This window comes from uncultured Flavobacterium sp., from assembly GCF_951805225.1.
Lineage (GTDB): Bacteria > Bacteroidota > Bacteroidia > Flavobacteriales > Flavobacteriaceae > Flavobacterium.
In genome coordinates this window covers 4,809,689-4,823,477 of record NZ_OX638201.1, presented here as the reverse complement: position 1 = coordinate 4,823,477, position 13,789 = coordinate 4,809,689, and the positions used below count along the sequence as shown (strand labels likewise).

Here is a 13,789-nt window from a genome sequence, read left to right as displayed (position 1 = left end):
TTAATTTTCTTTTCTTTTAAAAGGCAAATCTGTCGTTAACGTAATTCGGATTGTATGGTTCATTCGGCTTAAGCCACTTTCTGTATCAGGCGATTTAAAAAAAATCTGATTCATATAACCCAATTCCATTCTAATTTCTCTTCGTTTATCCAAACTATAAGCTCCACCTAAATACAATCTGTTTTGATCCAGATAATTTTCATTGCCACTGGCAGCATTTGTTCTAATGTGAAGTTCATCATAAATAACAGCTGCCCATCGCGGTTTAAACCAATATTGATAACGAACCTGATATCTAAACGTATTTTCGAATTTGTAATAATCAAAATGATCACTTGTACTGTTTGGATCGTCTTTTCGACCTAGCCAGCGTTGCTCCATTCTAAACCGTTGTGTCCAGACTTCGTTTCCTTCTTTCTTGACAATACGCCAAATAAATTGCTCATATATCCTGTAATCCGGATTGTTGTAAGGCAATGAAACCTCGTCATAAGGCAAATCCCATTGATAGGCTACACCCGCTCCTAAACGATTTCCGTTTTTAAGATAATAGTTGGCTCCTACACGATAAAAAGAACCTTGAAGTTCTGATACAAAATCATTCCCTTTAGAATATCCTTCTAACAATAAACCCCATCTTCCGTCTTCTTTAAAAGGCAAATACATTTCGTAACCAACCCAAGCTGCAACATTTTGCGCCATTTTTTGAGCGTTTATTTCAGCGCTGCAAAAAAGAGTCAATACAATTGTAATAAACAGGGTTTTATAAATATTGGTTCTCTTCATGGAATTAATTTTATTTAAACGAATGCTTCCTTAAATAGAATTGCCACCAAAAACATTCTTATTTTACAAGTTCTGGTTGAGGCGCTTTCCAGATTCCTTTTAATATAGATTCGTCCGGACCATAAATTCGGATTAAGTAATAAAAGGCATTTTTTGGAGCTGGTAACCAATTTGATTCCTTTCCTTTAGGAGCTTCGTTTTGAATATAAATGATCAAATCTCCATTGGCTTCATATTTTAAACCCGTAGTTCTGTCTCCAATAGAATATCTGTTAATTGGGTTATTTACCAAATAGCGACTCGGCAATTCATACAATGTTGTACTCCAGAAATATTTAGCTTTTGGTGTTTGTCCTTTTGGAAATCGAATTACATATTTGTTTTTTCCTGATAAAATATTATTTGCTTTATCTGTTCTTGTTCCAATGTATATTGCTTCTTCCTTTGTATTTCCAAATAAACCTGCGGCAGCACCTAAAGCTCTTTTTGTATAATTTCCATTCAATTCTTCTCTTGTCCCAAACAGGTCCGTTGCATTGGTTAGCTTATTTGCTCCTTCTTCCAATTCTTTCCCGGCTTCCTGAGCACCTTCATTAATTGCTTTCAATACTTCTGGCGAATAAATGGAGGGATCAAACTTTTTACCTGAAACAATTCCTATTTTGGCAAATTTTGCCTTTAAGTCTGATTCCGTAGGATTTAAAGAAGTATACTGTAATAGATTATTAGCTAAACCAATAAATTCCGCTGAACCTAAATCTGCCTGTTTAAATTCAGGATAAGGCAAATCAAATTCTTTATGAGGTGGAACGGCTTCTTTTATAAATTCATGCAATGGTGTTAATTTGTATTGAGATTGCACTTTTTTTACATTTTCAATATCGCCTTGTCCCATTTTCAATTCGGTTCTTCCCAATAGCGTAACCAAATTCGTTTCGGACTGAATCACTTTATCAATTCCTTCCGGTTTTTCACCTTTCCAATCTGGTCCGGCAATAAGATATTTTCCTGCTTTATCTCCAGTTGCACGACTTCCCACATATGCAAAGTTGAACGTATATAAGTCAACAAACTGAAAAGAATAATATCTGTCTTTAATCTCCGGAACTTCTAAAACAACAGGTTCATCTGCCAAATTTAGAATTGCCCACGAATACGGTGTATCATTATTTGGTGTTACTACTGCAGTATCTGCTGGTGTAAAAATTTTATCGTAATGTTTAAATTTATTAAACCCTCCTGCATAATCCGGATAGGTTTTGTCTAAGGCATACAAATGCATCGTTCTATAATTCATTGCCAGCGGAAAAATATAAGTCCAGGCTTCTTTTGCAATGGCTTTCGCCGAATCTGCCGATTTTATAATTTGACTATTTGCTGTTGCCTGATCACTTGTAGTTTCCTTCTTTTTACAAGAAAAAAAAGAAATTAAAATCAATGTTATAAAAAGTATCTTTTTCATATTGAGTTGTATTAAAGACTTTACTTTACTTCTTTGATATCATCCATTTTCCAGCTTTTATCAAAATAAGCAGTTGTTGGTCCGTAGAAACGCATATAGGTAAACCAATGTTTTCCGGGTAAAGTTTGTACCCAATTTTTCTCTTTTCCGGCTGGAGCTTTTGGTCCAAAATAAAGATCAACAGATCCGTCAGCATTTTTTATAAGATCCTTACGGGAAGATAAATCAGCATTTTGTTGTGGATTATCAATTAAACAACGTGTAGCAGAATCATAAACTGTAATCGACCAGAAATTTACTGCCGGTGGATTTGCGGGAACATTTAAAGTGTAATTTTTAGCTCCGTCAAGCCAGTTTCCTTCATTATCATAATAAGATCCTAAATATGCCTGACCCACATTTGGTGTTTTAGACATCATGGCTTGAGAGTATGTAACTGCTTCATAGAAATAAGAAGCTCTCTCAAAAAACTCATCATAATTATCCGCATGCTGTGATGCATTTTTCATAATCAAAACATAATCCCAGTGTTTATCCGGCCAGTGTTTTACATCTGCAAAACGTTTTTCAAAAGAATTCGCCATTGCCATTTGCTGTCCTTTTTCTGCAGCCGCAATTAAAATTTTCTTCTGACGTTCGTCTGGTGCAAAAGGTTTGCCTTTTTCTATTCCGAGATTTCTAAGCCATGCCATAAAAAAACGATCACGTTCTTCTACGGGTTCATTTTGTAAAATAGCATGAAGACGTTCCCAATAAGCAATTCCGGTTGGCGGAATTCCGAGCCATTTCTTTCCTGCCGGAGGACTAACAACTTTTGTCGGAGTTGGATTTGTTCTTTGTGCGTACGGATAAATTTTTACCTGTTTCAATAACATTTCAGTTACTTTTGGATCCGGATCAAGTGTTCTGAAACCAAAAAACATATTTACCGTATTGCAGGGAACAATAAAATAACCAGGAGCTTTAAAATCTTTTATAGTTGGCGGTACTAATACATATTTTCCTCCTTTTCCTTTATCAGGACCCATTTCTCCAATTGTTGCCTGTTCTCTTTGCCAAAAATCTGCCAATCCGCCAGCGGTACGACCAGCAGGCATTTCAATTACCGTTGGACCATTTACTCCCAAATCGATGAATGTTAGTATATATGGAGTTGTTGCATTCGCTGTGAGAATTCCTAAACGATCAGCATATGAATTATAAAGAACAAGATCATTACTTGATGCGCCAAAGGTTTTGTAATGCTGATACTGCCATTTGGCAAAACCCACAATCGGTAATGCCCACAAATAACATTGTGTTGCTTGTTGAAAATCCATTTCATCAAACAGTTTCGGAATAGATTCTTTTGAAGGCAATTCTCCATCCATTTTTATTTCAGTTCCTGATGTAGAAACGGGGTTTGATGCTGTATTTATGGTTGTCTTTTTTTCACATCCAATATTCAAAATCAAAGAAATTCCAGCAATAAGAATTAGACATTTATTTTTCATACTATTTGTTTTTTGGAAGTTTATATACCGTTAATTACTTCTTTTGTTCAATTGGAGCAGGAAACCATTTTCCGTCCAGAACTTCTTTTTTCGAAACATACATACGTAGATTTAAAGAGAAGCCTTTACCCGCAGGAGTTGGTAACCAGTTACTTTGAGGCACGTCTTTAGGCAATGACGAAGCCAGCCAAATACTCAACGAACCGTCAGGGTTTTTCTTTAAATTCGAAACATTATTCAAATTGTATCTTTTTAGTTTATTGTCAACAACTCTGTAATCAGGAACACTATATAATGTAACGGACCAAAATGCATTGACTGCTAAATCTGGTAATTGATCTTTAGGAAACTTAATTTCATAAACTTTATCACCACTTAGAGGTTGTTTATTACTATCTGTAAGTCCAATAAAATAAATAGCTTCCTGAATTTGATTTGCCCATAAACCTCCATAATTGATAATGTCTCTTGCCATAATATCATCGCCAAATTTTCCGGCAACATACGTTACTGACCAGCCTCCTTTTTGTGTACCAAAACCTTTTGCTCCAGCCAAAAATGCCGGAATTGCTTTTGTTTTAATTACTTCATCAATATGTGCTTTTGCTTTGTCATCAGTTTTAGCATATTTACTAACTGCGATGGCTTTTTCCTGATATTCTTTTGCTTTAGGATTTGTATCAGGATAAGAATTGATTACTTCTTCGACTTTATCGAAAATCTCTCCGGCAATTGGTGCTTTTGGAGTAAATTCCGGAATTGTTATTGGTGGCGCAATTTTAATTCCGTCAGGAACATTAAACGTAAATTGTTTCTGAAGCTTTTGTGCCACATCCGGCGTTCCTTTGAGTTCTACACGAGCCAGTAATTTAGCTTTTTCAGATGGCAATTCGATTTTTACAGCATCTGATGGAATTACTGGATTTGTTCCTTTTAAAACCAAAGCAAATTTCCCGTAAGGTGTTTTAGGAAAATTACGCTCGTTGATATTTACAATTACTTCTCCCCAACCATCCAGAAGTTGTGCAGTATAATAACGTCCTTCTATTTTAGGAACATTTAATATAACGGCGTGAGCTGCATCAACTGCAATCCATGCTTCGAGATACGCAACATCTAAGTTTGGATTTACAAATTGTGCGGATCCCAGCGGATTATATTTGATTTTATTATACCCAACTTTCTCCACATTTATATCATGATTTTCTTGCTGAATAACGAGATATCTTCCATACAAATACGTATACGCATCTATAATCTCCTGATCTGTAGGTATTACATTATTTTCTGCTGTTGAAGTTGTATTCGTTGAAGCCGAGCTTTCTTTTTTACAACTAATGAATAGAAACCCTACAACTAAAATAAGAAGTGCTTTTTTCATTTGAATCTTTTTAAATTTTAGAGACGATTTTTATTAACCAGGAAAAACAAAAGCGACTACGGCTCTTAAGCCCCAATCAGGTTTTATTTCATGCGGACCAACAATTGGAATTAGTGGCTGAATACTAAATTGTACTATCTGACTTCCAAATTTGGTTATTCCTCCAACCGATGGATTTATGGAAATCAATGTTGTATTTCCCTCCCAATTCTGAGTAATTTCGGCATTCACACCTAAACTGGCTCCGCTTTTATAACTATGCGAAACAAAAATTTGAGTGTAAAAACTATTAAAATCGGCACGGTTTTCATTTCCTGCAACAGACCAAATTTGATTGGCTAAAAAACCAACTGAAAGTCCTTTTCCCTGATGCATCACTAATACACTAGGTCCAATTCCGAATTTCTCTGTTCCTAAAAATTTCTCTGTAGCTGTTGGAATTAAAAAGGCTGGCCCAAAACCGAAAATAATTCCTTTGGTTTTAGGAGCAAAAAAAGCGGTTACAGTTGCATCACTTAATCCAAACTGATGTGTATTTTCTCCTGTAATATCTCGTTGATCTACAACCGGTAGGATATAACGCGTAATTAGATTAAGATTATCAGTTAATTTAAACGGAATTACGGGTTGTATGTTTATGGTGTATTTTGAGCCATTGTAAGGACCAATGCCATAATTAAGATTGTTTTGCAAGGGCACACTAATTAAGCTTGCCACCGGATTTGCCAACTTATCTGCCAATTCCTGAGCACTTGCTCCTGCTTTAGCCGGCTCTTCCTGTGCAAATACAGCAAAAGTTAAAAGAAAAAAAGTTACGCTAAAGAATAATTTGATGCTATTGTATGAGATGATAGATTTCATAATCGTATACTTTAAAAGATTTCGTTAATCATTCTTAAAAATTAAAACGAAACAACTTTCAACTTGTAAAAGTTGTTTCATTTTAATTCTGATTAGTTCCTATTATTTATCTGGGAAAATCTTCTTCCAGTCGTCTTTCATACTAATAACATGATACTTGTTTTTAGCAGCAGTATTTAATGATAAATTGTCTTTTTCCTGATAACTGTATTCTCGGATCGAATCGTTGTGGTTTACGATCAATTGAAATGATGGATATTTACTACCCTGAGAATATTTTAGCATGGCAAGATCGCCAGCTCCGCCTTCGTTTCCGCAAGCAAATACAGGTCTTTGACCAATATGTAATTGTATACCAACAGGTTTTCCTTCTTTATCATTTAAAAGATCCAAGGCTGGCTCTCTTATTATACTGTTTTTGTCAGCGTCATATTTATATTTAAAAGAGGTACCTACAACCTGATTTTTAGGAATTCCATAGAAATCAGCAGAAATTGCACGCACCAATTCTATAGTTCCTCCGGTAACAATAAAAGTTTTAAATCCGTTTGCACGTAAATAATTTAATAACTCTAATTGTGGTTGGTATCTAATTTGTTTTAAAGGAACATTTTTGCCCGGATATTGAGCGCCTGCAAAAAACTCTTTTGCTTCAGCTTCGAATTCATCTTCGGTTAAACCAGTATGCGTTGCAGCAACCAATTCGATAAGAGCTTTATCTCCTCCTTTTTCAAAATAGGTTTTATCTTTTTCGACTACAGCTTTAAAAGGTTGTTTTTGAGCTAAAGCAGGATTTGCCGTAACCAGTTTTTTAACTCTGTAAAAAGCAAATAATTCCTGAACATATGGTTTTTCTGCCCAGAGCGTTCCGTCATTATCAAAAGTCGCAATTCTGTCTTCAACCGGAATAAAATCAGGAGTTCCTTCTTTAGTTACTTTTGTAACGTAAGCGATAATATCTTTCTTTAAAGCTCCATCGTTCCAACTTGGCAGCGGATCTCCACTTGTTGCAACTGCAGCGGTACTGTCTTTTGGACTTGTTGTTGTAGTAAGAGTGTCAGACTTTTTGCACGAGCCCAGTAATAATAAAAAGAGGGGCAATATATATATTTTTCTATACATGATATTGATTTTTTAAATTATTGTAAAGCTTGAGTTATGGGGTAACTCAAGCTTTATTATTCTCTACTTCTGATGTTATTTTTATTTTTTCTTAGAAGTTTGTGTATCTGATTTAATGACCTTTTGAATTTTAATCGCATTTAATGTTTCTTCCATAATTGTTGCAGGAGAGAAACTTGGCGGTATAGCTCGTGGTGGGTAATCTTTGAAAGTTTCAGCAAATTCTGCTACTTCAGCAATATACTCGTATCCATAGTATACGTGATTTAAGATCCAATCCCAATATGTATTAGATGTTATATCAGCTCTTTCGTATGGATCTTGGTATAAATTGTACATTTTTTGTAAACGTAATTTTGTAAAAGGTTCTGCCCAAAGCTCTAAAGTTCCAGGAGAGCGTTGTTCTGCAAAAACAGATTTATAATCTCCTTTTCGCAGCGCTACAAGTAAACCATCATCATCAGAATAGAAAAATTTATCTCTGGCACTTTTAGGACTTTTCCCTTCTAAAAATGCTGATTGATCATAACCGTCTAAGTGTACTTTATAGTTGATACCATTAGCTTTATAGCCACTCAATAATTTTTTTACTAAATCTGGTTCTCCGGCAATAGATGCTAAAGTTGGCATCCAATCAAGGTGAGACATTAATTGGTCACTAATTTGTCCCGGTTTAATATGTCCTGGCCAACGAACTACGCAAGGTACACGGAAAGCTCCTTCCCAGTTGGTATCTTTTTCAGAACGAAATGGTGTCATTGCCGCATCTGGCCAGCTATTCATGTGAGGTCCATTATCAGAAGAATAAACTACGATAGTATTATCGGCAATTCCTAAATCGTCTAATGCTTTTAACAGTTCTCCAACAGTAAAGTCGTGTTCGATCATACCATCAATATATTCGCTATCACCATGTGTATATTTTCCACGATGTTCTGCTCTTACGTGTGTACGCAAGTGCATACGAGTAGCATTATACCAAACAAAGAAAGGTTTACCGGCAGAATTTTGTCTTTTGATATAATCAATAGCTGCAGCAGATGTTTCATCATCTATAGTTTCCATTCTTTTTTTAGTAAGAGGACCTGTATCTTCAATTCTTTGTTTTCCAATTTTTCCAAAACGCGGATCTACTGTAGCATCATCTGAACTTGTTGCTGTACATTTTAAAACTCCACGAGGTCCAAATTTATTAAAGAAAGCAGGATCTTTAGGATAATCCGGTAATTCTGGTTCTTCTGAAGCATTTAGATGATATAAACTTCCAAAATATTCATCAAATCCATTTACAGTAGGCAAGTTTTCATTTCTATCTCCTACGTGATTTTTACCAAACTGTCCTGTAGCATAACCAAGATTTTTCATAATTCCACCAATAGAAGGATCTAACTGATTCATTCCCATTGGAGCACCCGGAAATCCTACTTTAGTCAAACCTGTACGGATACCTTGCTGACCTGTTAGCAATGCAGCACGTCCGGCAGTACAGCTTTGTTCTCCATAATAATGTAAAAACTTTATTCCTTCATTAGCAATACGGTCAATGTTAGGAGTTTGATACCCCATTAAGCCGTTACTGTAAGTGCTAATATTACTTATACCAATATCATCACCCCAAATTATAAGAATATTGGGCTTTTTAGCGTTCTGTGCTTGTGTTACTGAAAAACAAGCTAATGCAAATAGCATCATCGAATTTCGAATTCCAATTTTAAATTTACTTTGTTTCATGGTAATAAAATTTGTTAATAATTCTTTTATTCAAATATAGGAAAAATACTACTTAATTGTTTTTATAAAGAAAGATAAATCTAATGCGTTCCAGTTTTTTAATATTTTTGGGGAGTTCAATATGCAACAGGAATTTTTTTAACTTTTAGTTAACTATCTCAAAAATAGCTAATAAAAAATCGAACAATAGCATTTATAAGGCTTGACATTGTTTCATTTTATAAAATGAAACATGAAAAAGGTGTTTTTTCATTTAATTACGTTGCATTTTGCAAAATGAAACATTGAAAAATCAAAAAACAGGAATATTGTTATAGAAAGAAGTATTGTCTAAAAATAGAAATGAATAAGAAACAAATCTTTTTATGATGAATTATAAAACTATATTCCGAAATAGTTTTAAGCAAAAAAAAGCCATTCGATATCGAATGGCTTTTATATAATTTTAAAAAGAAAATTATTCTATTTCAGAAACTCTCATGGTGTTAACCATTCCTTTATCTTTAATTGGCATTGCTGCAAGGTTAATCAAATAATCACCTTTTACAACATATCCTTTTTCTTTTGCAATTTCGTTAACATCAGTTACAGTATCATCTGTACTTTCGTCTTTATCATAGAAGTATGATTTTACTCCCCATAATAAATTCAATTGTGTTAAGATTCTTTTGTTTGAAGTAAATACTAAAATATGTGCAGATGGTCTCCAAGCTGAAATTTGAAAAGCTGTATAACCACTATTTGTTAAAGTACAAATTGCTTTAGCTTTGATTTCATTTGCTAATAAAGCTGCCTGATGACAAACTGTTTTAGTAATAAAACGTTTAGTTTTGATTTGTGGAGTATTTTGTGGAACGTGAATTAATTCTGAATCCTCAACAGCCTCACAAATTTGAGTCATTTTTTGAATAACTTGTACCGGATAATTTCCTGTAGCAGTTTCTCCAGATAACATTACAGCATCAGCTCCATCCATTACAGAGTTTGCAACGTCGTTTACTTCAGCTCTTGTTGGAGTTAAACTAGTAATCATTGTTTCCATCATTTGCGTTGCAACGATAACAGGAATTCTAGCTGTTTTTGCTCTGCGGATCAAATCTTTTTGAACCAATGGTACTTCATGTGCAGGAAGTTCAACTCCTAAATCTCCACGAGCAACCATTAAAGCGTCACAATATGCTACAATTTTATCCATGTTCTCAAGAGCTTCCGGCATTTCAATTTTAGCAACAATTGGAATTTTATATTCTGAATGTTTAGCGATCAATTCTTGTAGATCTTGTAAATCGCGTGGTGTTTTTACAAACGAAAGTGCAATCCAGTCTACTTTTTGCTCAATTGCAAAAATTGCATCAGCAATATCTTTTTCAGTTAAAGCTGGCAAAGAAATTTTAGTGTTTGGTAAGTTAACTCCTTTTTTAGATTTTAACTCTCCACCTTGAATTACTTTAGCAACAACTTCAGTCTTTTTATCAGTAGAAATAATTTCGAAAATCAATTTACCATCATCAAGCAAAATACGCTCTCCAGGGTTAACATCATTTGGAAAATTTTGATATTTCATGAACACTTTTTGAGCTGTTCCAATAATATCTTCTGCAGTTGTAAAAGTGATTAAATCACCATCATGAACAACAGTTCCTTCTTCCATCACACCAACTCTAAGTTTTGGTCCTTGCAAATCTCCAAGGATTGCAGTCGTGTAACCAAACTCTTCGTTTAGACCTCTAATAATATTAATTTTATCCTTTACACCTTCGTAATCTGCATGCGAAAAATTGACTCTAAACACATTAACACCTGCATCGATCATATCCTTGATAATCTCTCTCGTACTACATGCAGGCCCAAGTGTAGCAACAATTTTGGTTTTCTTGTTTGTTAACATTTTTTTTAAAAAATTAGATTGTTTTTTGATTTTATTTTGTTGGTATCTACAGCATAAATTGCCGCAATACTATCAATGGTATTTAATTGTTGTTGAATTTCTGAAAAATCAATAGTCTCTTCACTATTTTCTATTTTCAGGAAAAAATCTACTTTTTTGAATTCAGGAAGTAAATGAATTGTTGTCGAAACCTCACTTGTTTCATTGGAAAACAAATCTTGAAGATCATTCTTACTCACAGAAATGATTTCATTTTTATTCTGAATTAAATTCCATGAAATTGCCTTTTCGGAATCATAATAATAGAATCTCGAAAAATTTGCCTCACCTTCTTTTGTTTGAGCGTGGATCTCGTTCTTGCTCTTACTTAGGTTTATCGGAAGGTTTTTATTGATAAAATAGGCCAATCTATAATCTTCTAATGAAGTATGAATTGCCATTAAATAATAATCAATTTCGTCAAATTCGTCTAAATCCAATCTATGAATAGCCATATCATGAAAAATCAAGGTGTAAATATACTATTTCTATCGAAGCATCAATAGTTATGACGTGTATGTTTTTGTTAATTTATAAACGAAAACGTTATAGCATTAAGAAAGTTGCGACAATTTTGTCGTTATTTCTTATCTATTTTTTCCTGAAATGCAAAATAAGCTCTTTGCGATGCTTTCTCTTCTGCTTTCTTTTTTGAAGTTGCTCGCGCTCTTGCGATTACTTTGTCGTCTATACTTAATTTAACTCCAAATAAGCGTTGACCATCAATACCGTTATCTTCAAAAATGTCGTAATGAAAGACTCTCTTTTCTTTCTGACACCATTCGATAACCAAACTTTTATAACTAATAACCTTTCCCTCAAGTCGTGCAATATCAACATATGGAGTAACAACTCTTTTTTGAATAAATCTTTCGCAAAACGAGTATCCCTTGTCTAAATAAATTGCACCTATAAGTGATTCAAAAATATTACCATGAATATTTTCTCCAAAATGCTGAATTGGCACTTTGCTTTCTACAAAACGAACCAGATTTAAATCTTTACCTAACTCATTTAAGTGTTCGCGACTCACAATCTTTGATCTCATTTTGGTCAGATATCCTTCGTCGCCATTTGGTGCTTTGTTAAATAAATGTGCTGCAATAACGGCACTTAACATAGCATCTCCTAAAAATTCTAATCGTTCGTAATTTATTGGATGTCCGGATTCGTCTAATTTATTCGAAGAACGATGCGTAAAAGCTTTCTTATAAAAATCGATTGTTCCCGGCTCAAATCCAAGTATTTTCTGAATAGTGTCAAAAAAAATCCCGTCTTCTAGAGAACGGGATTTAGAAAATATTTTTTTGATAAAATTCATATACAGAAATTAGTCAACTAATTTTTTAAACAATACACAAGCATTGTGTCCACCAAAACCAAAAGTGTTACTCATAGCAACATTTACTTCTCTTTTTTGAGGTTTGTTTAAGGTAAGATTCAATGACGGATCAATGTTTTCATCAACTACTGTATGATTAATAGTTGGAGGAACAATACTGTGTTGCATTGCTAAGATAGAAGCAATTGCTTCGATAGCTCCGGCAGCACCAAGTAAATGTCCTGTCATTGATTTTGTTGAATTGATATTGATGTTTTTTGCATGTTCACCAAAAACAGCACTGATTGCTTTTAATTCGGCAACATCTCCTAACGGAGTAGAAGTTCCGTGTGTATTGATATGATCAACATCTTCAGGATTCATTCCAGCGTCTCTCAATGTGTTTTTCATAACTGCAATAACTCCAATTCCCTCCGGATGTGGTGCAGTTAAGTGATACGCATCAGATGACATTCCACCACCACCAATTTCACAATAAATTTTTGCGCCTCTGGCTTTAGCATGTTCGTATTCTTCAAGAACTAAAGCTCCTGCTCCTTCTCCTAATACAAAACCATCTCTGGTTGCATCAAAAGGTCTTGAAGCCGTTTCCGGACTTTCGTTTCTTGTAGATAAAGCGTGCATAGAATTAAAACCTCCCATACCTGCAATAGTAATCGCTGCTTCAGATCCACCTGATACAATAACATCACACATTCCTAAACGAATGTAGTTGAAAGCATCAATTAAAGCATTTGCAGAAGATGCACATGCAGAAACAGTAGTATAATTTGGTCCCATATAACCATTACGCATCGAAATGTGTGCTGGTGCAATATCGGCAATCATTTTAGGAATAAAAAACGGATTGAATTTAGGAGTTCCGTCACCTTTAGCATAATAAATTACTTCTTCCTGAAAAGTTTCTAAACCTCCAATTCCAGCTCCCCAAATAACACCAACTCTTGTTTTGTCGATATTATCATTAGTAAGTCCGGCATCTTTGATAGCTTCATCACTTGCAGCAACAGCATATTGAGCGAATTTATCTAATCTACGAGATTCCTTACGATCCATGTAATCTTCAATATTGAAGTTTTTTACTTCGCAGGCAAATTTCGTTTTATGCTTTTCTGTATCATAATACGTGATAGGAGCGGCTCCGCTTACCCCATTCACAAGTGCGTCCCAGTAATCCTGGATATTATTCCCAATAGGAGTAAGAGCACCTAATCCTGTTACAACAACTCGCTTTAACGTCATAAAATATGTATTTTGTACTTTAAACAAATAAAACCCACGCTTTCTTAACAGTATTGTTACTTAAGAGCCATGGGCATTACAATATAAATATATCTTTGTGATTGAAAATCAATCGAAATTTTAATTTAAAAAAATAATAACACCCGACTTATACAATATAAAAATCGGGTGCGGTATTATTATTTTTTAGCTTCCTCGATATAAGAAATAGCTTGACCAACAGTAGCAATGTTTTCTGCTTGATCGTCTGGAATTTGAATATCAAATTCTTTTTCGAATTCCATAATAAGCTCAACAGTGTCTAATGAGTCAGCTCCCAAATCATTAGTGAAGCTTGCTTCTGTTACAACTTCGTTTTCGTCAACACCTAATTTGTCTACGATAATCGCTTTTACTCTTGATGCAATGTCTGACATAATCTTTAATTTTAGAATTTAATTTG

At 34.3% G+C, this 13,789-nt stretch carries 12 protein-coding genes; all 12 read right to left on the bottom strand.

The annotated features are described in order from the left end of the window. Entirely contained in the window at nucleotides 1-786 is a 786-nt protein-coding gene (locus tag WN975_RS20085; RefSeq protein ID WP_337968036.1) for a DUF2490 domain-containing protein, read from the bottom strand. 58 nt (nucleotides 787-844) lie between these two features. Continuing rightward, a complete protein-coding gene (locus tag WN975_RS20080) occupies nucleotides 845-2,248 on the bottom strand; it encodes a DUF1254 domain-containing protein (RefSeq protein ID WP_337968035.1) in 1,404 nt (467 codons plus the stop codon). A gap of 20 nt (nucleotides 2,249-2,268) precedes the next feature. Beyond that, complete coding sequence (locus tag WN975_RS20075; protein WP_337968034.1) at nucleotides 2,269-3,741, bottom strand: DUF1254 domain-containing protein; 1,473 nt, start codon at nucleotides 3,739-3,741, stop codon at nucleotides 2,269-2,271. 34 nt (nucleotides 3,742-3,775) lie between these two features. After that, nucleotides 3,776-5,122 carry a DUF1214 domain-containing protein gene (locus WN975_RS20070; protein WP_337968033.1) on the bottom strand — a complete coding sequence of 449 codons (1,347 nt, stop codon included), beginning with the start codon at nucleotides 5,120-5,122 and terminating at the stop codon, nucleotides 3,776-3,778. A gap of 33 nt (nucleotides 5,123-5,155) precedes the next feature. Next, nucleotides 5,156-5,983 carry a hypothetical protein gene (locus WN975_RS20065; RefSeq protein ID WP_337968032.1) on the bottom strand — a complete coding sequence of 276 codons (828 nt, stop codon included), beginning with the start codon at nucleotides 5,981-5,983 and terminating at the stop codon, nucleotides 5,156-5,158. Nucleotides 5,984-6,085: 102 nt separating this feature from the next. Next, on the bottom strand, nucleotides 6,086-7,105 hold the full coding sequence (locus tag WN975_RS20060) for an HAD family hydrolase (RefSeq protein ID WP_337968031.1): 1,020 nt from the start codon (nucleotides 7,103-7,105) through the stop codon (nucleotides 6,086-6,088). An 81-nt stretch (nucleotides 7,106-7,186) separates the two neighbouring features. After that, nucleotides 7,187-8,836 (bottom strand): arylsulfatase, encoded by a 1,650-nt coding sequence (locus WN975_RS20055; protein ID WP_337968030.1) that lies wholly within the window; start codon nucleotides 8,834-8,836, stop codon nucleotides 7,187-7,189. Between the two features lie 457 nt (nucleotides 8,837-9,293). Then, entirely contained in the window at nucleotides 9,294-10,724 is a 1,431-nt protein-coding gene (gene pyk, locus WN975_RS20050) for a pyruvate kinase (protein ID WP_337968029.1), read from the bottom strand. Between the two features lie 5 nt (nucleotides 10,725-10,729). Next, the gene (locus tag WN975_RS20045) at nucleotides 10,730-11,218 is read right to left on the bottom strand and encodes an IPExxxVDY family protein (protein WP_099710247.1); all 489 of its coding nucleotides are present in this window, start codon (nucleotides 11,216-11,218) and stop codon (nucleotides 10,730-10,732) included. Between the two features lie 125 nt (nucleotides 11,219-11,343). After that, the gene (rnc, locus tag WN975_RS20040; RefSeq protein WP_099710246.1) at nucleotides 11,344-12,084 is read right to left on the bottom strand and encodes a ribonuclease III; all 741 of its coding nucleotides are present in this window, start codon (nucleotides 12,082-12,084) and stop codon (nucleotides 11,344-11,346) included. A gap of 9 nt (nucleotides 12,085-12,093) precedes the next feature. Continuing rightward, entirely contained in the window at nucleotides 12,094-13,347 is a 1,254-nt protein-coding gene (gene fabF, locus WN975_RS20035; RefSeq protein ID WP_337968028.1) for a beta-ketoacyl-ACP synthase II, read from the bottom strand. 179 nt (nucleotides 13,348-13,526) lie between these two features. Then, nucleotides 13,527-13,763: an acyl carrier protein gene (locus WN975_RS20030; RefSeq protein WP_007137004.1), complete on the bottom strand. Its 237-nt coding sequence runs from the start codon at nucleotides 13,761-13,763 to the stop codon at nucleotides 13,527-13,529. Between the last annotated feature and the right edge of the window lie 26 nt (nucleotides 13,764-13,789).